This is a genomic window from Rhodococcus sp. 3258, assembly GCF_031456475.1.
GTDB classification, from domain to species: Bacteria; Actinomycetota; Actinomycetes; order Mycobacteriales; family Mycobacteriaceae; genus Rhodococcoides; species Rhodococcoides fascians.
Genome location: NZ_JAVDUT010000001.1, coordinates 1,158,924 through 1,181,428 on the forward strand (window position 1 = coordinate 1,158,924; position 22,505 = coordinate 1,181,428).

Consider the following 22,505-nt stretch of genomic DNA (forward strand, 5'->3'; position numbering starts at 1 on the left):
CGGCACGTGCACGGAACTTCGTAGCCCGCTACGAACTTCCACTCACGACCCTCGGTGCCACCGACGCCCGTTCCACGGAATTCAGGGCCCGAACGTGTCCCCTGGGTTTACCGGTGCCTCGGTTGACGAGTGCGATGGTGCGCGGTTCGTTCGGCGCGAGATGGAACCACGAATCGGACGCGTCGAAGCCGTCGACATCGACGCAGACGTACTGCGCTGCCCACTCCGAAGACACTGTGAGCTCCCACGTCCCGGCTCCGGTAATGACGACACTCGCGCTCAGGCCCACGGTGTTCTGCCGACTCTGCGCCCCGACGAGCGCGGTGTTCCGGGCTATCTCGACTCCGTCGTCACCCGCGAACACCACTGTGATCGCCGAGTACGTCCGACTCCCGAAACGGTAGGCGTGATTGGCATCGGTGAACGACCCCACGATGGAGTCCACCGTCAATTCGGTCGAGCCGTTCGAGTCGACCGATACCGCCCGCTCGAACTGCTGCACGCCCCGCGCGGTGTGCAGTGCCACGCGCAGTGTGCCCGATCGGGCCGGGCCGTCGTTGACGAGCTCCACCGAATAACCGTCGAGACCGTTGTCGCACAACAGCACTGCGGTCGGTGAGCTGGCCCTCGCGAGCGCGTAGAACGGTGCCTTCGGTGCACCGGTGGCGTCGGTGATACCCCACCCGGCACCGGGCACGGTGTCTCGTAACGTCAACACGAGCGCGCCCGCACATCCGGAAGACGCCCGACGCCACCGACCGAACGCTTCCTCGAAAGCCTCGACGAGCACCGCCCTGCCGTAGTCCAGGTAGAGCTCGGCGTCGTCCCGCCGAATCAGGTGCGGGTCGACACCGAAGACAGTGCGTACGTAGTGATCGCGGACGTCCTCGAAATCCCACGACGAACCGCGATCGCGGGGGACCGCGGATTTCCACTCGGGGTGGTGCCCTGCCACCGCAGCAGATCCGAAGAACCTGTCGACCTGCGCACGTTCGGGAGGAACGGAGAAGGCCAGGCATTCCGCAGCGAATCGCACACCCGCGGTACGAATATCGGACAGTGGCCGCAGGTAACCACCCACCCCGAAGTAATGGGCGATACCGTCGCCCACGTGGGTGTGCAATTCGCCGGACGAGCTGGACGGAGACGACGTCACGTATGCGACGTCCGGCAGACGATCGGCGAGAAAAGCAGGAACGATGGTGTCCAGCATATCCATTCGCTGATCCTCGGCCGCGAGACCCAGCATCGTCGGTTGCTGCTGCGTTTCGCTTCCGCCGCTGACGACCATCAGCGCCGGATTGGCGCAGACGATGTCCGCGAACGCGTGCAGCTCTCCGGTGACCGCCGCCGTGTACACCTCGTCGGTGGGCGGGTCGACGGTTCCCAACATGACGTCCTGCCACACCATGATGCCGAGTTCCGCACACAGAGACCAGAATTCGGCCTGCTCGTACACCAGCGTGCCGACCACGCGCACCATGTTCACGCCCGCCGACTGCAGCTGCACCAACGCTGCACGCAGGTCCTGCTCCGACGACCACAGTCGCACCGGATCGAGTGGAGTCCACGTACCACCGCGACAGAAGATCGGGCTACCGTTGACCACCAACTGCGCGCCGCCGCCGGAGCGATCGAGTACGACGGCGCGAAAACCGATGTCGCCCAACGGGTATTCCACCCCGTTCACGTCCAACGCCACGCGGTAGGTCCTGGGCCGTCCGTGCGTGTGCGGCCACCACAGCTCGACGTCCGGCAGCGTCAGAGTCGTATCGATACGATCGACCGTTCCGATCTCGAACACGCTGCCCCCGATCAGGATTCGCGTCGCCGACGCGGAATCCAGCTCGGCGTGGACCGTGACGATACCGTCGGTGCCGCGGACCGTCGTCGACAGACCGACGCCACGAGGGCTCGACATCGGCGTCATCGACACCGGCCGCCACGGACCCACCGGAACAGGCACAGGCCCGTACACCGGTGCCCGGCCCAGCATCGTCGTACGCTCGTGCCGCAGACCCTGCGCAGCGATCATCGAGGATCGCCACCGACCACGTGGCCGTCGGGTCTTCAGATGTACGGCAAGAGATTCGATATGAACTGCAATGGTGACGGTCGGCCCGCAACCGGTCAGATCGAGAGTCTCGGGCACGAACATGGACGTGACCGTTCGCCGATGTACACCGTCCACCCAGATCTGGGCCCGAGTCGCGATTCCGCCGAAGGTCAGCCGCACCTCGGGGTGATCGCCGGTCGGGACGGTGGTCGCGTACCACCAATCGTGGTCGTCCGGAGCACAATCGGTGTCACCGAGCGCGCTCGCCACCGTGCCGGGCACGACGGCGTCGAGCCACTCGAGGTCGGCAGGCAGGTCAGCAGGGTCGAGGATGGATCCGGCGTCGGTTCGGGCCAGCCGCCACGGCACGCCGTCGAGCAGATCGATCACGCGCTCAATGCACCCACGACGATATCCATCGCTGTCGCCCAGTTCTTGCTCATGTCGTTCAGCGGTTCGTCGAGCACCACGGCGCGGCCACGCGCTGCCCGCGCCATCCGGAACTGCACGGCCTTCGCGCCGGACGCAGCGTCGAGGAAATGCTGCGCCGCGTCGCCGGCTCCACGTATCCCGCGGCTCTCGAGGTACTGCACGTAGTTGGCGGCAAGCTCCGCGGTGGCACCGAATTGCCGGAGCAATCCGAACGACCACAGATGAAAGGCGTCGGGCCCGGACGTCTGGACGAGCGGGATGTCGGCCACGATGCGCCGAGCGAGGGCATCGACGGGATTGCCCGGTGCCCTTCTGGACAGATGTGCCCGGGCGACGTCGAGGTCGCGGTCACCGACCCCCGCGTCGAGCACTCCCGCGTCGACTCGAACCTGTTCGACGTACGGCAGCAACACCTCGGCGTGAGGCTCGGGCGCGAGATTGAACACCCCGTCGAAGTCCGCCCCGGTCAGCTCGAAGTAACCCCGGTTGTGGAAGTAGCCCATCACCTTGTCGTCTCGGTTGACGAGATTCGGCACGATGGTGGTCTTGGTGTGCTGATTCCGGTAGCTGGTGCCTGCGGTGTCGGGAAGCCAGAAACCGTCGACCTCCACCGTGACGTGAGTGCCGTCGAGCAGCCCTTCGACGACGTGCTCGAGAACGGGTCGCCATACGTTCATCTCGGCCACGCCGATGCCGTAGAGCGCGCGCAGATCCTCGGGCAGAATTTTCACGAAGTCCCACTGCCGTCCGTCACAGCCGGCGCTGAGCACGAATGCGAGCGCCGGGGTGGGATCGGCACCGAGCGAGTGCAGTACCTCGATCCACAGATCGACGTAGCAGTTGGTCTCGGTCCAGATGCGGTCGTGGTTGTGGATGGGATGAGGCCGGTAGCTGATGGGGTCGAGTTCGAGAACCCGGAGGCCGGTACCGAGCCTCTCCAGCACTGCATCGTTCGACATGACGCGCCTCTCCTACCGGAACAATGTCGGACGGTCCCCGAGCCGCATTTGTCCATATTGCCTGCATCCAGGCCACTCATCGTAGCGAATCGGTTTGTTCTACGCTTCCGATCCGGCGGTAGGATTGTTTTCGACGCAACTGCTATTTACTGATCCACCGTTTGAGCGTCTGCACGACAGGAACCCGAAAACGCGGGCAATCACACAACGAACAGTTGGTTCCGCGGCGGTAATGCTGATGCGCAGCTTGTTCGTGTCGACACTTGCATATCCGCTCTGAGCTGGGCACATGCCGAGTGTAGACAACACCTGCAACATTCATGCCCATCTCGGGCGGACACGAGGAGGCACGAGCGCGATGCGCCGTTTCGTTCGCAGCGCAGCGCTGGTCGTGGGGTGGTGTCTCGTCGCCGTAGCTCTCGGAATGTTTGCCGTCCGACAGGTCGGCGTGACCGAGATCACTTTCGTTGCTTTGGTGGTCGGAACTCCGTACCTCGGAGTCGCCACCGTCGCGGCGCTCCTGCTCTTCGCCGCCGCCCGCTCACGTATCGGATCGGCGGTCGCAGCCGTCGTCACCGTCGCCGTCGTGGGCGTCCAGGTGCCGATGCTCCTGGCCGACGGACCGGACAACTCCGGACCGGATCTGTCCGTGTTGACGGTCAACGTGGCGCACGGTGACGCCGATGCCGGGGCAATCGTCGACGCGGTCCGTGACCACGACGTCGACGGACTCGCCGTCCAGGAACTAACGCCCGAGGAAGTGATCGACCTGCGGGGCGCCGGTCTGGACGACCTGCTGCCGTTCTCCTTCACCGCCGCACTGCCCGTGGCCGACGGCACAGGATTGTGGAGCCGAACACCCTTGACCGACGGCACCCGGCTGAACGACTTCGGCTTCGTACCGGTGCAGGCGAACACCGTCGTCGACGGCACGACGCTGACCCTCGTCTCGTTCCATTCGATGTCTCCCGCGACGCCGCGCCACACCACCCAGTGGGACGCAGACCTGGCGAGGATGCGGGCCATCATGGATACCTACGACAACACTGCCATCGTCGCCGGCGACTTCAATGCCACCAACGATCACCGGCAATTCCGCATGTTGGCATCGGCTCCGTTCTCCGATGCGGCCGACGCTGCGGGGGCAGGACTGTTCCGCACCTTCCCGTCCGAACGTCCGTTGGCGCGGTTGGACCATGTCGTGACCAGTGACAGCATCCGCGCGCGGTCGGTGCAGCCGTTACCGATCCCGGAGAGCGATCATCTGGCGGTACTCGCAACGGTGCAGTTGCCGTGACGATCCCCGGCTAGAAGCGCGGAAGCTGAATGACCGGAGGCGGCGGCAGCTGAATCTGTGGGAGCTGGATCTGCGGCAGACCGGGAATCAGCGGTGCCGGGGCAGGCGCAGGAGCCGGTGCCGCGGGCGGCACGTACTCGGGCTCGGAATACGTCTGAGCCGGAGCCTGAACGGGCTCGGACGTGGGCGGCGGCGTCGTGGTCGGCGGTGGCGTCGTCGGCGTCGGGGTGACCCGGGTCGTCGTGGGACCTGCGGTGATCGGCACCGGTGAATCTGCCGGTGCACTGGTCGGGGCCGGCGACCCACCCCCGTATCCGAGAGACAGGCCGAGGGCGGCGACCGCGACAAGACCACCCGCGACCAGCACGGCACCGCGCACCTTGCGCTTCGAATCCGCAGGCTTGTCGGAGTGGGGTTCCGGAGTCAACCAATCGGGTGCACCGGTCAGCGACGCCGGGTCGGCTGCGGGCTGTCGCCCGCCCGACTGCGGATTCGACTGCGCATTCGGTTGGGGAACCGGCTGACGCGGAGCTTCGGCGACCGGTGTGGCGAGCAGTGCCGCTCCACGGGCCGCAACCGATTCGGGGTCTGCCGGAGTGACGACGGGTAACCCGACCCAAGCATCGAGTATGGCTCCGACCAGCGGTATTCGGGCGCCGCCGCCGATCAGGAACAGCGCGTCGACATGTTTGGGAGAACGCCCGATGACGTCTCGAACCAGGCGAGCGGAGTACTCGATCGGGACGGTCACCAGTGACTCGAATGCCTCGCGGGAGATCAGGATGACACCGCCGTCGCCCGGAAGACATACAGCGCCGCTGGTCGACAATTGTTCCTTGGCGACCCGGCACCGCGCGGTGAACGCGCTCAGTTCTTGGTTGTCGGCAATGTCGACGCCCTGCTTGGCCAACTGGTTGTCGGCGATCAGGCGATCGAAGTCGTCGCCGCTGATGTCGATGGTGCGTTCTGCCAGCAGAACTTGGCCTGTACCGCGGTCGATCACGCTGATCGTCAGACCCGAACTGCCCAGGTCGTACAACGCGATGGTGCCGAAATGCCCCAGCTCGCCCGACGCTTCGAGGTACTGCAGCGCAGCCCGAGCCTCGGGAACGAGTCGATAGTTGTACAGCCGCTGACCGGCCATGGCCTGCTGGATCTCACCGAACTGCTGCTGGTCGCGATACGCCACGCCGGTTGCCTGCACTGGGCCACCGTTGCCCGGTTGCGAGAGCACCACACCGATGGACTCCGCGGCCAGTTCCTCGGCCCGGTCCCAGTAGGCGTCGACGGTGTCGTGGTGGAAGTCGAGGCGTCCCGAATCCTGAGGGCGCAGGTCGGGTCGAGCCATGCGCACCGCGCTGGCCCCCACCGACACACCGAGAACTTCGGTCATTACCTGCCTCTTGTCGATTTCCCCGTCAACACACGCCGAGACTTCATGTCACGAACCAGTCTCGATCCCCCCAATTGATCACTGTAGCGCGTCGGTGCGGCTACGCCGCAGTGGTGCGTTCAGGTGCCCCCTGGGGCACCCAGCCACACCACTACAGTTGCGGCATGCGAGTTCTGTTCGTCTGCACCGGCAACATCTGCCGATCTCCGACTGCCGAGCGCCTTGCGGTCGCCTTCGCCCGTGAGGGCGGATTCGAGCTGACCGCCAGCAGTGCCGGAACACAGGGACTGACCGGGCACGCGATGGACCCGACGGCAGCGTTGGTGTTGTCGCAACTCGGCGGCGATCCCGAGGGCTTCGTGGCTCGACGCCTCACTCCGGCGATCACCGCCGACGCCGAACTCGTTCTGACGATGACCGCGTCGCATCGCGACGCCGTGCTCGCGCTGTCGCCGCGGCACATGCGTCGCACCTTCACCTTGCTCGAGGCGTCGAGCCTGGCCGCGGCGTCGGGCGCACGATCGGTTGCTGCCCTCGCCGACGCGCGGGCCGTCCACAGCGTCGAGACGCTGGATATCGGCGACCCGTACCGGCGCGACCCGTCCGTGTACGAGGAAGCCGGCGAGCTGATCGCAGCATCGTTGCCGAATGTTCTCCGACTGGCGCAGCCGTAACCTTCGACCCACCACGAATTCGCACGCTGCGGTAACGTTCTCGCATCATTGCCGACCACCCGGGTGCGGCCACGGCGTTAGGGTCTGTTCATGCGCGACAAGGTCATCGCGTTGGCAGCAGTGGCGAGTGCCGGAGTCGCCGTCACCGTGGGTCTGGTCATCGGTGCCCTCGGTGGCGCGTTCGACGATTCGAGCCAGGACGTCAGGCCGCCTGCGCTGAGGTCGGACTCCCTCAGTTCGGTCCAGGCGTCTCCGACGTCCGCAATCGTCGTGGTTCCGCCGTCGCCCACCTGGCAGGTCGCGGTGCCCACCACCGCCAAGCCGCCGACAACGACGCCGGAGCGGCCTCAGACGACGACGCGGACACCCCGAACAACCACCAAGCGGTCGGACCGAACTACCACGACCACCACCGACGAGGACTCGACCGACGAGCCCGCGACCGACGAGCCCACGACCACCGAGTCGGGCCGGTAGATCTCACGGACGGCCCGCTGCCAGATCGGGCGCGCTGTCTCCGATTCTCAACGCGGCCACCAGTTCTCGATACAGCTCGTCCGACGCCATGAGCTCCGCATGCGTTCCACGTGCGCGTACCACCCCATCGTCCATCACCAGGATGGTGTCGGCGTCGAGCACGGTGGACAACCGATGCGCGATGGTGACGACGGCAGCATCCTCGGCGATGGAACGGATCACCTCGTGGATCGCCGCCTCGGTGCGTCCGTCGACCTGAGCCGTCGCCTCGTCGAGCAGCAGGATCTGTGGGCGTCGAACGATGGCTCGCGCCAACGCGATTCGTTGCCGCTGCCCACCGGACACCGCCGAGCCGATCAGGTCGGTGTCCAATCCCTCGTCCAGAGCGCGGATGGTCGAATCCAGGTGCACCGACTCGAGCGCCGCCCAGATGTCACCCTCACTGGCGTCCGGGTGACTGAACAACAGGTTCTCCCGCACAGAACCGGGGATCACCGGCGTCTCCTGCTCCACGTAGGACAGTCGAGAGCGCACCTCGTCGATCGTGAGCTCGCTGTACGGCGTTCCGCCGAGCCGTATCTCGCCGCTCTCGGGCGTCAGGAACCGCAGGATCAGCGAGAACACGCTGGTCTTGCCTGCACCGGAGGGACCGACGATCGCTGTGTGGCCGCGCGCAGGGACGTCCAGGTCGATTCCTCGCACGGCCGGCTCTCGTCCCGGACCGTAACGCGCTGTCACACTTCGGAATTCGAGCGCCGGAGCAGCGTCGTCAACGGATCGGGTCGGCGCGGGGGTACCTTCCTCTCCCACTTCGACGACGAGGTCGTCGATCTGACGTATCCGCGCCGCCGCGGCCATACCCGCCTGCAGCGCGGTGATGTTGGTGGCGAGGGTGGAGACCGGGCTCATGACCTGAAATGCGTAGAGCAGAAACGCGATCAAGCTGGATACCGCCAGATCCCCGGTGCTGACGCGGTAGCCCCCGAGGCCGAGAATGCCGATGATGGCCAATTGGACGCCGCCGCCCGCAAAGGTCCACGCCAGTGCCGAGATCTTGACGGCGTGCACGCTGTGCCGAGCGGAGGTCCGCGCCTCGGCGATGACGCGTTCGGATTCGCGAGTCTCGGCTCTGCTGGACTTGACCGTTCGGATGGCCCGCAGGGTGCCGTCGAGAATGCCGCCGAGTCGTCCGATCGCTTCCTGTGATTGCCTCTGCGCGATGGCGATCGGAGGCATCAGCCTGGCGAACAACACTGCGATCGCCACGATGGCCACGGCGATCGCGCCCAGCAACACCAGATCCAGAACCGCCATCAGGATCAACGCGCCCACCAGACCCACGACGCTGTTGACTATGGCCACCAGCGCATTCGATGTCGCCTCACGCAGCAGCACCGTGTCCGAGGTGACGCGGGTGACCAACTCACCGGTGGGCCGAGTGTTCAGGCTGCCGACCGTGGCACCGAAATACTTCCGCACGATCGACTTGCGTGCGTCGAGCACGATCCGCTCGGCCAACACCCCGAGCACGATCCATTGCAGATACAGAACGGCCGAGCCGACGACCAACAGGGCCACCAGAACGACGACGGGAACGATCAGCGACGCGTCGGTGCCGAGTCCGTCGAGCACACCCTTGGCGACCATCGGCGTAGCCAACGCCGTTCCGGTGCCGATCAGGCCGAGCATCATGCCCAGAATCAGGGTGCGCCGATGAGGCCGCACGAACTGCCACAACACCCGTAGGTTGGGTACCGTTATTTTCTTCTTCTCGGCTGTCGCGATCTGCACATCGACCATGTAGTCAGTGTGCAGCAACGATCAGCTGGTACCGATCGCGTCCCAGATCATGTGGACCGTGGTGCCGTTCTGGTCCGACGTCACCGCCGCCGTATCGGCCAGAGCCCGCATCAGTGGGACGCCTCGGCCTCGGTTGGGATCGGAATTGCGGGTCGCCCAATCGCCGCGGTCGGTCACCTTCACATCGATCCGGCCCTGCGCACCGCACAACACCCGAATGTCGAGGGTTCCTCGGTCGGTGTGATCGCGATACGCATGTTCGACACTGTTCGCTATCGCCTCGTACGTCGCCAACACGACGTCGTACGCGCGATCCGGGTCGACGCCCAACTCGTTCAACCAGTCACCGAGTTCACGCCGAAGCTCCGACGCTCGATCCGCATCGGCAGGCTCGTCGGTGAACAGCAGTTCTTCCATTCGCGCACCTGCCGTCGAGATCGAACTGTCGGTACGTGAGTCGTCACCTCCGAAGAGAGTCGCCATCATGAGTCCCGTCTACCCAAAACTTCAGGATCTACCCGCATGAATCGCAACGAGCGCCTCGTCGACCGTCGCATAGATGCCGAACACCTCGTCGAGCCCGACCAAAGTCAATGGTCGCCCCGTCGCCGGACCGTCCGCCACCACGGCAAACCCGGCAGTACCGCCCAGTTGCTGATGCGTCGACGCCAACAGCGACATGCCTGCCGATGCGAGGAAACCCACATCACTGAGATCGATGACCACAGCCGACGGCGACTTCTCGAGCACCAGAGCCACGGACTCGGACAGATCAGGAGCCGTCACCAAATCCAACTCACCCGACACCGACAGAACAACATCCTGATCACGCCATTCAACAATCACATCGAAATGCTGGGGTCCGAGCCCCGATTCGTCCGCAGTCACACGAAGACTTTACCTCGCTCCCCCGCCCCGCCACCGCCGCCGAAGTCCACTCGACGTGACATCGACCCCCGAAAAGTCCACTCAACGTGACATTGACCCCCGAAAAGTCCACCGAACGTGACATTGAGTCCCCAGGGGGTCCCCTCGGGGTGGCCTTCGGGTTGGTTCGCCGCCGTCGGCTCACTCAGCCGAGGGGTATCGATCGCATTAGGCTCGTCCAGGTGATCGAGGGCCTGCATTCCATGGACGGTCGCGGTCTGCGTCGTCGCTCGCTCGGGGAGTACGTCGCGGTCGTTGTGGGCGGCGCGGTCGGTGCGGCGCTTCGGTACGAGGTGTGGACGTGGCGGGCGACGCCGCGGTGGCAGTTGTTGTCCACGTTCGGCGTGAATGTGTTCGGCTGTCTGCTCGTCGGCGCTGCGTTGGGGTATCTGTCCGGTCGTCGGGCTCCGGTGACTCGGGCCGGGCTGTTCGGTCTTGCGTGCGGTCTGACGACGTTCGGTCTCTATGCGTTTCAGGCGGTCATCCATCGCGGGGCGTGGAATTCGGTGATCTATCTGGTGGCGACGCCGGTGTTCGCGTTGATCACGATGGCCGTCGGGGCTGCGATCACGAGACCGGCACGAACGAGCCCGACGCTGTGACGACGTTGATCCTGGTGGCGGCCGGCGGCGGACTCGCGGCTCTGTGCCAGTTCGTGTTCTCGTTCGCCCTCCGGTCGAGGCGACGGGCGACGGCACTGAATCTGGTGGCGTGTGCCGCGCTGGGGTTGGTGTTCGCACTCGATCCGCCGAATGCTGTTCGCTCCGTGGTGGCTGTCGGGTTTCTGGCGTCGGTGGCTCCGCTGGCGGGGACAACGCTGGCGACGATCGGGCTTGCGCGAGATCGTCGGTACCGCTCGGCAGCACTGTTCTTCGGCGCGAACGTGGTGGGTGGAATTGCCGCGGTGATGTTCGGGTTCCTGGCGTGGAAGTCCGGTGTGACGCTCTATCACAAGATTCTGTGACCGAATCCGGTCATTCGCTTTCCGAATCCTGGCAGGAGCCCTGCACTCCGGCCTTGACGAACCCTGCGATTTGGTACAGGTACGTGAACTCCCATTCGACGAGTGAGAAGTCGTACGCGCGAGGCGTCGGACGCATCGTGACGGTTCCGTCGAAGCACTGATCGAAGATGTAGCGAGCCCGCGGGAGGTGGTATCGCCACGTGACGACGATGACGTGGTTCCAGCCGCGTTCGCGGGCAAGGGTTTCGGTGAACATGGCTTCACCACGGGTGGTCGAGGGCGACGGCGGAATGCACAACACCTCGAACTGCGACGTGGACGCCGCGCAGGCCTTCCTCATCGTCGGATCGCTGGATCCGTAGGGATCGGACAGCACCACTGTCGTGGCCAGGCCTTGTTGGGCGAGCGAAATGCCGTAGGCCTCACGTCCGTCGTGTTCGCCGCCGAGCACCACGATTGCGTCGGCGGCAACGAGCGGATCCACCCGAGCTTTCGTAAACGCGAGGTAGCCGCCGACACCTACCGACGACACCAGGACAACTGGGATCGCCAGGGCGAGAAACAGCAACCAGCGTCCGCGGAACACCTCACCAGGTTAGGGAAGGCGCTCCGCGAGCGCGCGGTCAGCGACTCATATCACTCGCTGGGCTGCGGCACGGTGACGTTGCAGTCGGTGACCTCGGGGTTGATTCCGAAGTAGTTGAGCGGACCGGCAACGACGGTGAGGGCGATGGTGCCCGCACCTGCACAGTTCTCGGGCGCATTCTCGAAGTCTCCGCGCTGGTACGACGCGAATGCGCCGATGATCAGCCAAACCAGAACGATCAACGTTACGAACCTCATTGGTGCCCCCTTAGGCGGTCAGCCGCCGTTCGGCTGTCGAAGGGCAGGTATGTCCGATTGTGGCAGGCTTCAAACCACGTCACGTGCGCTTCGACAGAGTCTCCGACAGATAATCGTCGAGGGCGCGTTCCTGTACCCGGTCCAGTGCGCGCGCCAGTTCTGCCTGTGCCGATTTCATGGCAAGGCTGCGCATCTTCTCGAACATCTCGGTGGTCTCGGCTACCTCTCCGGACTTGGGCAGCCAACCTGGACCGTGTTTCGCGGCCAGATGGTCGGTCACGCTCCCGACCATCGACTCGGCGATTTCGTTCATTTTCGACGCGGTCCGCTCGTGCTGGTCGAGCAGACGTTCCAATGTGAAGCCGTACTGACTCAGGTCGACGAACACCTCGAGGAGGGTCGGATCGAGAATCTCGCACTGGTCACCGTCGATTCTGATCAGTTTCGCTTCGATCAGTCGGGCAACGATGTCGTCGTTGTCCTCACCGAGAAATTGCGCAATCAGTTCGACGGGAATGACCGTGGTCTCGGCCGACGACCACTTGCGAGTCACGATTTCCTGCAGGCCCAGGATTTCTTCCAGGTCTTTGCCCTGCTCCCAGCCCGACAGGAAATCGGCTATGTGCGCCGAGGTGAACCCCCGCTGAAGCAGCGAGTCGATCACCTTCAATCGAGTCAGGTGATCGTCGTTGTAAATACCTACTCGTCCTCGGAGCGTGGGCGGCGGCAGCAGCCCGCGTTCCTGGTACGCCCGCACGTTGCGAGTGGTCGTCTTGGCCTCTCGGGCCAAGTCGTCGATTCGATACTCCACCGAGCTCCCTACCTCCGCCGCGCGTCGACCTTCAGGATATACGTCGACCACGCGGCGGAAGGAAGAGCCGAATCCGACCGTCATCGAAACGACAAGCGTGCTCTCGAGCGATTCAGGAGTGGGCGACGACCTGTGCCGGTTCCTGCGGCAGGTCGACGCGGCGCGGAACCATGGTGAAATCGCCCTGTTCGACACCTCTGAGTTGGTTGACGTACTGGGTGGCGAAACCCGGGAACATGGTCGCGTTGAAGCCGTCCTCGGTGAGATACCAACTGCTGCAACCGGAATTCCAGGTCGTCTTCGCCAGTTTGCGCTGCATGTCCTCGTTGTAGGCATCCTGGACGTCCTGGCGCACATCGGCGCTGTGCAGATCTCCTTCGAGTACCAGAGAGATCGCCTCGACGATGTAGTCGATCTGCGCCTCCATGTACACCAATGCCGAACTGTGTCCCGGGCCGGAATTCGGCCCGAAGGTGAAATACATGTTCGGATAGCCCGATACTGCAATGCTCTTGTACGCCTTGGCTCCCGCGCTCCATTCGTCGGCCAGCACGCGGCTGTCGCGTCCGGTGATCGGAATGGGTGTTCCGGTGTTGGACACGTCGAACCCGGTCGCGAAGACGATGGCGTCGAACTGATGCTCGACGCCTTCCACGGTTCGAATGCCCTTGGGTGAGAGCGTCGCGATCGGCCAGGTCACCAACGTGCAGTTCGACTTCTGCAGGGCCGGGTAGTAGTCGCTGGTCATCAGCAATCGCTTGCAGCCGGCCCGGAATCGGGGTGTCAGCTGTCGCCGCAGCCACGGATCGCGAACCTGCTGACGCAGATGCGCGCGCCCGACCAGTTCGACGATGCGCGTCAACGGGGTCTTCCACACGACACCGAGGGCAACGGACTCGTGCCCCCAGAACCACAGCGACCGCGCCAGGGCCTGCGTCTGCGGGTACCGGGCGTATCGATGCTTGGTGCCTGCCTGCACCTTTCGATTGATCCTGGGCAGCGTCCAACCCGGGGTGCGTTGGAACACCTTGACCGTATCGGCGATCTTCACCAGTTCGGGCACGATCTGTACCGCGCTCGCCCCGGTTCCCACGACCGCGACCTTCTTACCCTCGAAGTCGTAGTCGTGATCCCACCGTGCACTGTGGATCTTGTGTCCCTCGTAGGTATCGATGCCTCGAATGTTCGGCAGGCTGGCATTGGCGAGCGGCCCCGACGCCATCACCACCGTGCGCGCCCGAACATCGGGGTGCCCGTCGATGCTCACGTGCCAATGCCCGGCCGCCTCGTTCCAGATGATGTCGACTACGTTGTGTCCGAATCGAATACGCGATCCGATGTCGAACTCACGCACCATTGTGTGGATGTAATCGAGAATCTCACCACTACCGGAATAGGTGTGCGACCAGTTGGGATTGGGCGCGAAACTGTACGAATACAGCCTCGACGGTATGTCGCAGGCTGCGCCCGGGTAAGTGTTGTCGCGCCAAGTTCCACCGACGGCGCTGCCGCGTTCGAGGATCGCGACATTCTCGATTCCATTGTTGCGCAGTCGGATAGCGGTACCGATTCCGGCGAATCCCGCACCGACGATCACGGCGTCGAGTACACCTTCGCGCACATCGAAATCGCTCATGCGACGGGCTCGTAGGTCAGTTCCTTGGCCCAGGTGGGCTCGGAATTGAGAGTCTTGGTCGGGTACCGGCGAGTGAGCTTCACCAGGCCATCCGCAACGCGGTGGTATGGATGCTTGCGGTTGATGACAATGCTGCTGTGCCACTGCACGAATCGATACATCGGCACGCGGAGCGCCTCGGGGCTACGCTCACCGACACTGCGGAATCGCTTCATCGCGGTGTAGAGCCGCTCCTCGTCGACACCCATCTCGACGATGTTGTCGCGCATCTTGTTCAGCAGTGGGATGTAGCGCAGCAATCCGACGATGAGGGCCGGGTTCATCCAAGCACCGATGGTCTCGACCACCAGCTTGCGCATCCGGGAATGCCCGAGCAATTCGATGACCGCGAAATCGACCGCCAGATGCCGAGATTCGTCGGAGTTGATCTTCTTGAACACGGCCTGACACACCGGATCGTCGATCTCGTCCATGATGAACTTCACCAGCGCGCCGTCCAGGGCCACCTCGAGCATCGGTATGACGGTGCCCAGCACGGTCAGAGACAGCCCGTCGGAATGCTTGTCGAGCCAGTCGATGACGAGCTTGACGTTGACGTTCGGCTCGGGCATCCGGTCACCGTCGAGCATGCCCCAACGACGCATGAGAGCGAGCTCGGCGTTGGCGTGCTTCTGCTCTTCCGCGTGGAAGTAGCGATAGATCTCCGCGAGAGTCTCGTTCGGTGCCTTGAGCGCCATCGCCGCGAAACCGCGAGCGCCCACGTTCTCGATCCACATCAGATCGGACATGAACGGCTTGAGCTTGGCGTGCAGTTCCGGGCTGATGGTCTCCGCTCCCGGGCCGTCCCAGTCGATGTCGGCGAGAGCCCACTGGCGGTCCTTGATCTTGGTCAGCATGTCTTCGAAATCCATTGCCATGTCAGGCTCCTGTGGTTGTCGAGGTAAGGGTTTCGTTCTTCGCCGGCTCCTGCTCGGCGGGCAGCACACGATTGAGCAATCCGAGAAAGCGCACGTACACGGCAGGCAGCAATCTCTTGAATCGCCATACGGCTTTGGCATCGAACTGCGGTACGACGTAGAGGCGGCCCCGGTCGAATGCATCGAGCGTTCGGGCAGCGATCTTGTCGGGAGACCGTCCGGTCCAGCGCATCGCAAACTCGGCCAGCCGGGACGAACTCGCGGTGATCCGGCCGTCGACGGCAACGTTGGTCTTGACGAACGTGGGACACAGAACCGACACCCGCACACCGGTACCCGAGAATTCCGCCGCCATCGTTTCCGACAGGCTCATCACTGCGGCCTTGCCGACGTTGTACGGACCCATCAGCGGCGCAGCGGCAAAGCCGGCGGCGGACGCGACGTTGATGATCCCGCCCTCACCCGCAGCCCGAAGCCCAGGCGTGAACACCTCGCAGCCGTGGATCACGCCCCAGAGGTTGATTCCCAAGGCCCAGTTCCAGTCCTCGAAACCGATGTTGCCGACGGGCTTTCCGCCGATTCCGACGCCTGCGTTGTTGATGAGCACTGTGGTGGGTCCGTCGAACTCGATGCCGGCACGCAGGGCCAGTTCCTCGACGTTCTCGCGGATCGACACATCGCACTCGACGGCGTATCCGGTGCCGCCGAGGGCGTTCACCATCGCGACGGTCTCCTGCGCTCTCGGCAACGAGATGTCGGCGCACATGACGGCTCCTCCACGTCGAGCCAGTTCCAGTGCGAACGCCCGGCCGATGCCGCTGCCTGCGCCGGTCACTACCGCTCTCGACCCGTACGAGGGTCTTCCGGTCTTGCTTCTCATCGACTTACCTGTCCCTTCGAATCATGTTGTAGGGCTTGATTTTCGAGCGCATCAGCAATGAAAGCGGCTGCATGCTCTAGTGCTCGGTCGGCCTCGGGGATCAACCTCGGGAGAGCTTGGAACACGTGCATCTGATCGGGCCAGATCTCGAGTTCGGCCTCTCCGCCGGCCGCGTCGATCATGGAGTGCAGGTGTCGCGCATCGCCCCTGAGCATCTCGGCTCCGCCCACCTGGATCAGCGTCGGTGGCAGCTCTCGCACACGTCCGAGATCGAGCCGGAGACGCGGGAGATCCGCATCGTGGCCGTCGGTATACAGCGCCACGAGTCCTCGCGCTGCCTTCGCCGAAATCATCGGGTCCTTGCGCGTGCGTTCCATGCGCGCCGATAGCTCGAAGTCGAGATCGATCAACGGCGAGAACAACACCAATGCTCCCGGCTGCGGCGTCCCGGTTCGGTCGTTCTCGATGATCAGGTCGGCGGCCAGGTGTCCGCCGGCGGAGTCCCCGGCGATGACGATGTTCGATGCGTCGTACCCCTGGTCCAGCAGCCAGCGGTACGCGGCTTCGAGGTCGTCGGCTGCGGCGGGAAACGGGTGTTCCGGGGCGAGCCGGTAGTCGATCGTGAACACCGGCAGGCTCGTCGCCCTGGACAAGCGTGCGGTGAGACCACGGTGCGTCCGCGCCGAGCAGATGACGTATGCACTGCCGTGGATGTAGAGGATCACGCGTGGCCCCGGCGACAGGCCGGGTGCTCGCACCCACTCACCGCGAACCGGGCCGTCGGCCACGAGGTCCACTGCCGTTCCTTTCGGGACCGGACCGCACAGGTTCATCGAGGTGGCGACGAGGCGTCGAGAGAACTCGATGCCGCCGCGGGAGGTCGGCAGCAGGTTCGTCATCGGACGCAGAATCAGCCGAGTCATCAAGGCAGCCAGACGGGTTCGCCGAGACCCGGCCCTGAAAGCGCCGCGAGGCAGGTAGTCGTCGTCGGTGGTCGGAGTCACGTCATCACCCTCACCCGCTATTCGCCATTTGTCAATGGCCTATTATTTGGTGGCGAAGTGTGCGACAGTGGCGTCCAACACCGAAAGCGCAAGGGAGCGAGCACACGTGACGATGTTCAGGAGTAATCCACCGGCGGAACTGGATGCGTCTGCCATCGGTCCCGAGGACAGGATCTTCGAGTTGGAGATCGCCGAGGTGACTCGCGAGACCGAAGATGCGATCTCCCTCGGCTTTGTGGTTCCCGAGCATCGAGAAGCGCACTTTCGGTACGATCCGGGACAATTCCTCACCCTCGAGATTCCCTGCACGGACGGCGGCTCGGTGGCCCGCTGTTACTCCTTCTCGAGCTCTCCGGTGCGCAGCCCAGTCCCCACCGTGACTGTCAAGCGAATTCGGGACGGTCAGGCATCACATTGGTTGCACGACAACGCTGTTCGTGGGATGCGGCTCAAGGCATTGAAGCCGTCGGGCATGTTCGGACCCGAGAGCTGGGACGACCATTTCGTCCTGCTGGCCGCCGGCAGTGGCATCACCCCGATGATGTCGATCCTCGAGACCGCCCTGTTGCAGCACGAGAATCGGATCACTCTCGTCTACGCCAACCAGAACCGCGACTCGGTCATCTTCGCAGAGCGACTGACCGAACTGCGGTCTCGCTTTCCCGAGCGACTGAACATTCACCATTGGTACACCTCGGAATCGGGCTTGCCCACTGCTGCGGGACTGGCTTCGCTGGGTGCGAACATTCCGGCCGATTGCGAGGTCTTCCTCTGCGGCCCAGCGCAGTACATGAACGTCGCCGAGGAGTGGCTCGCTCGTACCGGCACGGTGGCGCGCAGAACCCATCGCGAGGTGTTCTCCTCCTTCGACTCGAATCCGTTTCGGCCCGGCGAGGCGACGATTTCCGACGAACCGGGCGCGAACTCCGTCACCGCTCAGGTCGAGATCGACGGAATGGAGACCGAGTTCGCTTGGAATGCAGACACCAAGCTGCTCGACCGACTTCTCGAGTTGGGTCTCGACCCGCCGTACGTATGCCGCGAAGGAACCTGCGGCGGTTGTGCTTACACCCTCACCGAGGGCACGGTGAACATGCTCGCCAACGAGACGCTCGACGAACACGAACTGCAGCACGGCGTCCGACTGGCCTGCCAGTCCGTGCCCGATTCCACAAGCGTTCGTGCGGTGTTCGACCGCTGATCCCGGAGGAGGGCGCTCAGCCCTCGAGCGTCAACGAATGCGGCTTCGAGGCGAACGCCGCGGCGGAGCCGGAGGCTCGTGCGATCCCCGCGATACCGCCCCAGACCATCATGGTGAGGTAGTCGATGAGTTCGTCGACCGTCATGGTCCGGTCGAACATCCACCAGTGCGACGCCAACCGGACCGCACCGATCATGGCGAAAGCGAAGGGCGTCGAGCCCGCCGTCGAGAACTCCCGCTCTCGAAATCTGTCGGCGATGACGGTCGCCAGCAACTCTGCGATCAGTTCTTCCGATGCGGTGACGATGTCCTGATTGCCACCGACGGCATTGTTCGCGTGCACGTAGATGTAGATCTCGGGATCGGTGGCGACCGTCGTGACGTAGGCGGAAATCACTGTGCGAGTGAGGTGATACTCATCGAGGTCCTCGGACATCGCGTCCTGGATCCGCGGCACCAGTGCAGTCTCGACGTATCGAGCCATCGCAGCGTCGGCGAGACCCTTTTTGTCCGCGAAGTGTTTGTACAGAACGGTTTTCGAGACACCGTTCGCTGCGGCGATGGCATCCATACCCACGTCGTGTCCATGCTCACGAATCGCTGCCAGTGTTCGATCGAGCAGTTCACGTCGCCGGGTGATTCTGTGGTCGCGCCACCGGTCGCTCCGCCCGTCCACCTTGACCACCGCGCTCATGCCGACTGCGGTACCGCTCGTGATCCCCTCAGCAGAATCGACGCCACCAGCTCCGGATCGTCCGACATCGGAACGTGCCCGAGACCCGGGTACGTCGTCACTTCTGCCTGCGGAAACGTTCGACGCACCAGCGGTGCCTGATACACCGGCAACACCAGGTCCCGGCGTCCCCACGCGACGGTGACAGGAACGGACTCGTCGACCGGAACGCTGAAGCGCGGCACTGCGTTTCCGGCCGCGTCGATCGCACGGTTGGTGGTGATGCTGAGTGCGTCGATCGTGGCCGTCGCTGCGGGAACTCGCCACGGCTTGGCGTAGAACACGCCGTTGGCGATCGTGCGGCCGACGACCGAACGCATGACGGTAGGTGCGATCGGGCTGATCACTCGAGACAACGCTCGCAACAGTCGGAACACGAGGAGCGCCCGGGTCTGATCCCAGTGTCCGCGAAAGAATCCGGCCGGTGACAGGGCGGTCGCCGAGGCGACCGACCCGCGGGCAGCCAGTTCGAGCGCAAAGTAACCGCCCAGCGAATTTCCGGCCACGTGCGGCTTCTCGCCGTCCACCGCCACGTGCTCGAGGAATCGCTCCAACTCGGCCACGATCCACGGCCCCAGATCGAATTCCTCGGTGGGCAAGTCCGGTGAGGCGCCGTGACCGGGCAGGTCCACCGTCACCACTCGTCGGTGCCGCGCCAATATCTCGACGACACTGTCCCACGCATGTTGTCGGTGCACGATGCCGTGAATGAGCACCAATGTAGGGCCCTCACCCCGGATCGTGTGCGCAAGGGTCAGACCGTCGATGTCGGAAGTCACTGCGTGCCGACCTTTCTCGGCCAGATGCGGTATACGGGCGCGATATCCGCCCCCGCCACACGTGCGTTGTCGGCTCGGCCGAATGTCATCGATTCCGTCAGATCGTCGAATCGTGCGTCGATCCTGTCGAGAATGTAGTTCTGCCGCACCGACCAGGGACGTTCGGTCCCTGATTTGGGTAGCTCGTTCAGGGAACGCGTGACGTATCCGGAGGCGAGGTCGACGACCGGACGAGAGTCGACGGCCTTGCCCTGCCGGTCCGGGATTGCATGGGTGTAGCCGTGAGACCGCATGTACACCAACAGTTTTGCTACTGCCTGCGCCGTCATGTCGGCCTTGAGCGTCCACGATGCATTCGTGTACCCGATGGACCATGCAACGTTGGGTACGTCCTCGAGCATGTGACCCTTGTAGACGAACTTGTCGTGCACTTCGAGCCGCTCACCGTCCAGAGACAATTCGATACCCCCGAACGCCTGGAGCTTCAATCCGGTTGCGGTGACGATGATGTCGGCGGGGATCTCGTCACCGGATTCCAACCGGATCCCGTCGGCGGTGATCTCGGCTATCCGGTCGGTCACCACGGTCGCTCGGCCGGAGCGAATGGCCTTGAAGAGATCGCCGTCCGGCACGACGCACAGCCGCTGGTCCCACGGGGCATACGTCGGCTTGAAGTGTTTGTCGACATCGTATCCACGCGGGAGCTGCGCCTTCGTCATCGCTCGGAACACCCTGCGGGCCGTCTTCGGCGCACGTCGACACAGCTGATACGAGCCGACCATCAACAGCGCATTGCGCCACCGCAGTGCAGTGTGCGCGAGGGTGTCCGGCAGTACACGCCGAGTGAGCGTGGTGAACGGATCGGTCATCGGCAGGGACGCAATGTACGTGGGTGAACGCTGCAGCATCGTCACCGACGCAGCATCGACCGCAAGCGAAGGCACCAAAGTAATTGCGGTCGCGCCACTTCCGATCACGACGACGCGCTTGCCGGTGTGGTCGAGATCTTCCGGCCACTGCTGGGGGTGCACCACCTGCCCGGTGAACTTCTCCATCCCGGGAAGGTCAGGGGTGTACCCACCCGAGTAGTCGAAGTAGCCGGTACACAAGAACACGAATCGACTTCGATACGTCCGCGGAACGCCGTCGGACAGCGTGTCGACGGTCCACAGGTCGGTCGACGAATCCCAGTTCGCCGCAACGACGGAGGTCGAGAAGTGCGTGTGCTCGTCTATGCCGTTGGTGTGAGCGGTATCGACGATGTAGTTGCGAATGTCTTCGCCATGGGCAAGCAGGGTGTTTCCCTGCCACGGCGTGTGCGGAAACGAGAACGTGAAGATGTCGCTGTCCGAACGAATTCCCGGGTACCGGAACAGGTCCCAGGTACCGCCTGCTCGCTCGCGCCCTTCGAGGATCGCGTAGCTGAGCTCCGGTGCCATCTCCTGCAGTCGATACGCGGCTCCGACTCCCGAGATTCCCGCACCGATGATGAGCACGTCCCTGAAGTTGTCGTGGGTCGAACCGTCGACCTCGGGCCAGGTATCTGCATTCATCGACGCGCCTCGCTGTCTCACCGAACACCATCGCCCGGACGCCGACCCAGCAGCGACACCGCGACTAACATCACATAATGTGCCATTGACTGGTGGCGGTGTCAATGGCAGCCTTCGTGACAACACAGACAGGAGCTGTCATGGACCGCTTTCTCTTCGTTGGGTGTACACCCAACGCAACCGGAACCAGTAGCCGATGACTCCCGTGGCGGTCGGGGCTGCGGGAGTCATCGCGCTGATCCTGCTCACGTCGAGAGGGTCGGGACTGGACTTCGACCGGCGCTCGTTGTCGACGGCCTACTCGGCACGTGCGACGCGCGCACGCCGTCGAACGTGGTGGCCGCGTTCGACGAAGTAGTCACAGCACGCCGAGCAGCACAATTACGACTACTCGTCGTAGTGACCCGAAACACCCGTGGTCGGACGTATGTTTCGGACCGTCGAGTTCGACTCATACTTACCGGCGTCGTCCGCGACGTCACCGCTCCGGTTTCCGGAGACGACCTACACGAAAGAGGGATACCGATGGCCGACTTCATCGACAAGGCTCAGCACAAGGCAGAAGAACTGGCCGGGACTGCGAAGGAGAAGGCCGGTGAGGCCACCGGTGACGACAGCCTTCGCGCCGAAGGGGCCACCGACCAGGCCAAGGCCAACACTCAGCAGGCTGCCGACAAGGTTTCCGACGCCGCCGAGAGCGTTGCCGACTCCGCGGCCGGCGCTGCCAAGCAGGCCAAGCACGCAGCTGCAGACGTTGCCGACAAGGCAGCCGACACCGCCGCAGACGTCAAGAGCGCCGTCCAGGACAAGGTCGAGAACGTCGACGTCGACGACGTGAAGGAGAAGGCCTCCCAGGTCGCCGACAAGGCAGCCGAGAAGGCTTCCGCCGTCGCCGACGACGTGAAGACCACGGTCCGCAACATCGACAGCGAGGATGTGGCCGAGGCCGCGAAGGTCGGCACTCCGATCATCGCTGCCATCGCAGCCGCCGCCGGTGCCGTCGCATTCGTGCTGATCCGTCGACGCAACCGTCGCCGCAGCGCTGCACATTTGTTCGTTCCGTCGAAGCGCACCACCCGCAAGCTCGCCAAGAAGGCGCGTAAGCACAGCTTCTGAAGGTGATCACCCGGAAAGCCCCGCCTCGTTTTCAGGCGGGGCTTTCGCTCGTT

24 protein-coding genes are annotated in these 22,505 nt (G+C 64.1%); 8 read left to right on the top strand and 16 right to left on the bottom strand.

From position 1 onward, the window contains the following. Positions 1-28: 28 nt before the first annotated feature. Positions 29-2,446: a glycosyl hydrolase 2 galactose-binding domain-containing protein gene (locus J2X62_RS05320; RefSeq protein WP_310178290.1), complete on the bottom strand. Its 2,418-nt coding sequence runs from the start codon at positions 2,444-2,446 to the stop codon at positions 29-31. Then, positions 2,443-3,447: a DUF1839 family protein gene (locus J2X62_RS05325; protein ID WP_310178292.1), complete on the bottom strand. Its 1,005-nt coding sequence runs from the start codon at positions 3,445-3,447 to the stop codon at positions 2,443-2,445. The genes J2X62_RS05320 and J2X62_RS05325 overlap by 4 nt, the downstream gene beginning before the upstream one ends. A 358-nt stretch (positions 3,448-3,805) precedes the next feature. Here J2X62_RS05325 and J2X62_RS05330 point away from each other — a divergent pair, with 358 nt between their 5' ends. Continuing rightward, positions 3,806-4,744, top strand: a complete 939-nt coding sequence (locus J2X62_RS05330) for an endonuclease/exonuclease/phosphatase family protein (protein ID WP_310178294.1) — start codon at positions 3,806-3,808, stop codon at positions 4,742-4,744. 10 nt (positions 4,745-4,754) lie between these two features. Here the strand turns inward: J2X62_RS05330 and J2X62_RS05335 are convergent, their stop codons facing one another. After that, positions 4,755-6,137: an Hsp70 family protein gene (locus J2X62_RS05335; protein WP_310178296.1), complete on the bottom strand. Its 1,383-nt coding sequence runs from the start codon at positions 6,135-6,137 to the stop codon at positions 4,755-4,757. A 164-nt stretch (positions 6,138-6,301) separates the two neighbouring features. On the opposite strand from J2X62_RS05335, the gene J2X62_RS05340 reads away from it, so the two are divergent. After that, positions 6,302-6,811 (top strand): protein-tyrosine-phosphatase, encoded by a 510-nt coding sequence (locus tag J2X62_RS05340; RefSeq protein ID WP_032366897.1) that lies wholly within the window; start codon positions 6,302-6,304, stop codon positions 6,809-6,811. Between the two features lie 90 nt (positions 6,812-6,901). Continuing rightward, the gene (locus J2X62_RS05345; protein ID WP_048317517.1) at positions 6,902-7,288 is read left to right on the top strand and encodes a hypothetical protein; all 387 of its coding nucleotides are present in this window, start codon (positions 6,902-6,904) and stop codon (positions 7,286-7,288) included. Positions 7,289-7,291: 3 nt separating this feature from the next. Here the strand turns inward: J2X62_RS05345 and J2X62_RS05350 are convergent, their stop codons facing one another. The 3 genes from J2X62_RS05350 to J2X62_RS05360 are packed head-to-tail and all read right to left on the bottom strand — an operon-like array spanning position 7,292 to position 9,931. After that, a complete protein-coding gene (locus J2X62_RS05350; RefSeq protein ID WP_310178301.1) occupies positions 7,292-9,088 on the bottom strand; it encodes an ABC transporter ATP-binding protein in 1,797 nt (598 codons plus the stop codon). A 21-nt stretch (positions 9,089-9,109) separates the two neighbouring features. Next, positions 9,110-9,574, bottom strand: coding sequence for an ATP-binding protein (locus J2X62_RS05355; RefSeq protein ID WP_027495616.1), 465 nt, complete (start codon positions 9,572-9,574; stop codon positions 9,110-9,112). A 21-nt stretch (positions 9,575-9,595) separates the two neighbouring features. Further along, a complete protein-coding gene (locus J2X62_RS05360) occupies positions 9,596-9,931 on the bottom strand; it encodes an STAS domain-containing protein (RefSeq protein WP_027495615.1) in 336 nt (111 codons plus the stop codon). A gap of 266 nt (positions 9,932-10,197) precedes the next feature. Here J2X62_RS05360 and J2X62_RS05365 point away from each other — a divergent pair, with 266 nt between their 5' ends. Together J2X62_RS05365 and J2X62_RS05370 are read left to right on the top strand one after the other, a co-directional pair. Then, complete coding sequence (locus J2X62_RS05365) at positions 10,198-10,617, top strand: CrcB family protein (protein ID WP_310178305.1); 420 nt, start codon at positions 10,198-10,200, stop codon at positions 10,615-10,617. After that, positions 10,614-10,979 carry a CrcB family protein gene (locus tag J2X62_RS05370; RefSeq protein ID WP_032366900.1) on the top strand — a complete coding sequence of 122 codons (366 nt, stop codon included), beginning with the start codon at positions 10,614-10,616 and terminating at the stop codon, positions 10,977-10,979. The genes J2X62_RS05365 and J2X62_RS05370 overlap by 4 nt, the downstream gene beginning before the upstream one ends. A 10-nt stretch (positions 10,980-10,989) precedes the next feature. Here J2X62_RS05370 and J2X62_RS05375 read toward each other — a convergent pair whose 3' ends face one another. The 7 genes from J2X62_RS05375 to J2X62_RS05405 all read right to left on the bottom strand — a co-directional run bounded on the left by J2X62_RS05375 (position 10,990) and on the right by J2X62_RS05405 (position 17,070). After that, complete coding sequence (locus tag J2X62_RS05375; protein ID WP_310178308.1) at positions 10,990-11,565, bottom strand: YdcF family protein; 576 nt, start codon at positions 11,563-11,565, stop codon at positions 10,990-10,992. A 50-nt stretch (positions 11,566-11,615) separates the two neighbouring features. Beyond that, the gene (locus J2X62_RS05380; RefSeq protein WP_027495611.1) at positions 11,616-11,822 is read right to left on the bottom strand and encodes a hypothetical protein; all 207 of its coding nucleotides are present in this window, start codon (positions 11,820-11,822) and stop codon (positions 11,616-11,618) included. A gap of 79 nt (positions 11,823-11,901) precedes the next feature. Beyond that, positions 11,902-12,633: a MerR family transcriptional regulator gene (locus J2X62_RS05385; RefSeq protein ID WP_027495610.1), complete on the bottom strand. Its 732-nt coding sequence runs from the start codon at positions 12,631-12,633 to the stop codon at positions 11,902-11,904. A 112-nt stretch (positions 12,634-12,745) separates the two neighbouring features. Then, complete coding sequence (locus tag J2X62_RS05390) at positions 12,746-14,269, bottom strand: NAD(P)/FAD-dependent oxidoreductase (RefSeq protein WP_310178315.1); 1,524 nt, start codon at positions 14,267-14,269, stop codon at positions 12,746-12,748. Then, the gene (locus J2X62_RS05395; protein WP_032366903.1) at positions 14,266-15,186 is read right to left on the bottom strand and encodes a hypothetical protein; all 921 of its coding nucleotides are present in this window, start codon (positions 15,184-15,186) and stop codon (positions 14,266-14,268) included. Before J2X62_RS05395 ends, J2X62_RS05390 begins: the two co-directional genes overlap by 4 nt. Position 15,187: 1 nt before the next feature. Next, complete coding sequence (locus J2X62_RS05400) at positions 15,188-16,066, bottom strand: SDR family NAD(P)-dependent oxidoreductase (protein ID WP_310178319.1); 879 nt, start codon at positions 16,064-16,066, stop codon at positions 15,188-15,190. Then, positions 16,063-17,070 (bottom strand): alpha/beta hydrolase, encoded by a 1,008-nt coding sequence (locus J2X62_RS05405; protein ID WP_269431367.1) that lies wholly within the window; start codon positions 17,068-17,070, stop codon positions 16,063-16,065. The genes J2X62_RS05400 and J2X62_RS05405 overlap by 4 nt, the downstream gene beginning before the upstream one ends. A gap of 112 nt (positions 17,071-17,182) precedes the next feature. On the opposite strand from J2X62_RS05405, the gene J2X62_RS05410 reads away from it, so the two are divergent. Then, complete coding sequence (locus J2X62_RS05410) at positions 17,183-18,271, top strand: ferredoxin--NADP reductase (RefSeq protein WP_310179345.1); 1,089 nt, start codon at positions 17,183-17,185, stop codon at positions 18,269-18,271. 16 nt (positions 18,272-18,287) lie between these two features. On the opposite strand, the gene J2X62_RS05415 is transcribed toward J2X62_RS05410, so the two are convergent. The 3 genes from J2X62_RS05415 to J2X62_RS05425 are packed head-to-tail and all read right to left on the bottom strand — an operon-like array spanning position 18,288 to position 21,336. Then, the gene (locus J2X62_RS05415; protein ID WP_310178322.1) at positions 18,288-18,965 is read right to left on the bottom strand and encodes a TetR/AcrR family transcriptional regulator; all 678 of its coding nucleotides are present in this window, start codon (positions 18,963-18,965) and stop codon (positions 18,288-18,290) included. Continuing rightward, positions 18,962-19,783, bottom strand: a complete 822-nt coding sequence (locus tag J2X62_RS05420) for an alpha/beta fold hydrolase (RefSeq protein ID WP_371832697.1) — start codon at positions 19,781-19,783, stop codon at positions 18,962-18,964. Before J2X62_RS05420 ends, J2X62_RS05415 begins: the two co-directional genes overlap by 4 nt. Further along, positions 19,780-21,336, bottom strand: a complete 1,557-nt coding sequence (locus tag J2X62_RS05425) for an NAD(P)/FAD-dependent oxidoreductase (protein WP_310178324.1) — start codon at positions 21,334-21,336, stop codon at positions 19,780-19,782. Before J2X62_RS05425 ends, J2X62_RS05420 begins: the two co-directional genes overlap by 4 nt. A 196-nt stretch (positions 21,337-21,532) precedes the next feature. On the opposite strand from J2X62_RS05425, the gene J2X62_RS05430 reads away from it, so the two are divergent. Together J2X62_RS05430 and J2X62_RS25415 are read left to right on the top strand one after the other, a co-directional pair. Further along, positions 21,533-21,694: a hypothetical protein gene (locus J2X62_RS05430; RefSeq protein WP_155291285.1), complete on the top strand. Its 162-nt coding sequence runs from the start codon at positions 21,533-21,535 to the stop codon at positions 21,692-21,694. A 167-nt stretch (positions 21,695-21,861) separates the two neighbouring features. Then, positions 21,862-22,452 (top strand): CsbD family protein, encoded by a 591-nt coding sequence (locus tag J2X62_RS25415; protein ID WP_063216602.1) that lies wholly within the window; start codon positions 21,862-21,864, stop codon positions 22,450-22,452. The last annotated feature ends 53 nt before the right edge of the window (positions 22,453-22,505 follow it).

What these genes read in the sequence shown, in the direction of transcription:
- J2X62_RS05325 (WP_310178292.1), bottom strand. Translation starts at nt 3,447, where the DNA reads ATGTCGAACGATGCAGTGCTGGAGAGGCTCGGTACCGGCCTCCGGGTT.
- J2X62_RS05330 (WP_310178294.1), top strand. Translation starts at nt 3,806, where the DNA reads ATGCGCCGTTTCGTTCGCAGCGCAGCGCTGGTCGTGGGGTGGTGTCTC.
- J2X62_RS05335 (WP_310178296.1), bottom strand. Translation starts at nt 6,137, where the DNA reads ATGACCGAAGTTCTCGGTGTGTCGGTGGGGGCCAGCGCGGTGCGCATG.
- J2X62_RS05340 (WP_032366897.1), top strand. Translation starts at nt 6,302, where the DNA reads ATGCGAGTTCTGTTCGTCTGCACCGGCAACATCTGCCGATCTCCGACT.
- J2X62_RS05345 (WP_048317517.1), top strand. Translation starts at nt 6,902, where the DNA reads ATGCGCGACAAGGTCATCGCGTTGGCAGCAGTGGCGAGTGCCGGAGTC.
- J2X62_RS05350 (WP_310178301.1), bottom strand. Translation starts at nt 9,088, where the DNA reads ATGGTCGATGTGCAGATCGCGACAGCCGAGAAGAAGAAAATAACGGTA.
- J2X62_RS05355 (WP_027495616.1), bottom strand. Translation starts at nt 9,574, where the DNA reads ATGATGGCGACTCTCTTCGGAGGTGACGACTCACGTACCGACAGTTCG.
- J2X62_RS05380 (WP_027495611.1), bottom strand. Translation starts at nt 11,822, where the DNA reads ATGAGGTTCGTAACGTTGATCGTTCTGGTTTGGCTGATCATCGGCGCA.
- J2X62_RS05390 (WP_310178315.1), bottom strand. Translation starts at nt 14,269, where the DNA reads ATGAGCGATTTCGATGTGCGCGAAGGTGTACTCGACGCCGTGATCGTC.
- J2X62_RS05395 (WP_032366903.1), bottom strand. Translation starts at nt 15,186, where the DNA reads ATGGCAATGGATTTCGAAGACATGCTGACCAAGATCAAGGACCGCCAG.
- J2X62_RS05400 (WP_310178319.1), bottom strand. Translation starts at nt 16,066, where the DNA reads ATGAGAAGCAAGACCGGAAGACCCTCGTACGGGTCGAGAGCGGTAGTG.
- J2X62_RS05410 (WP_310179345.1), top strand. Translation starts at nt 17,183, where the DNA reads ATGTTCAGGAGTAATCCACCGGCGGAACTGGATGCGTCTGCCATCGGT.
- J2X62_RS05415 (WP_310178322.1), bottom strand. Translation starts at nt 18,965, where the DNA reads ATGAGCGCGGTGGTCAAGGTGGACGGGCGGAGCGACCGGTGGCGCGAC.
- J2X62_RS05425 (WP_310178324.1), bottom strand. Translation starts at nt 21,336, where the DNA reads ATGAATGCAGATACCTGGCCCGAGGTCGACGGTTCGACCCACGACAAC.
- J2X62_RS05430 (WP_155291285.1), top strand. Translation starts at nt 21,533, where the DNA reads ATGACTCCCGTGGCGGTCGGGGCTGCGGGAGTCATCGCGCTGATCCTG.
- J2X62_RS25415 (WP_063216602.1), top strand. Translation starts at nt 21,862, where the DNA reads ATGGCCGACTTCATCGACAAGGCTCAGCACAAGGCAGAAGAACTGGCC.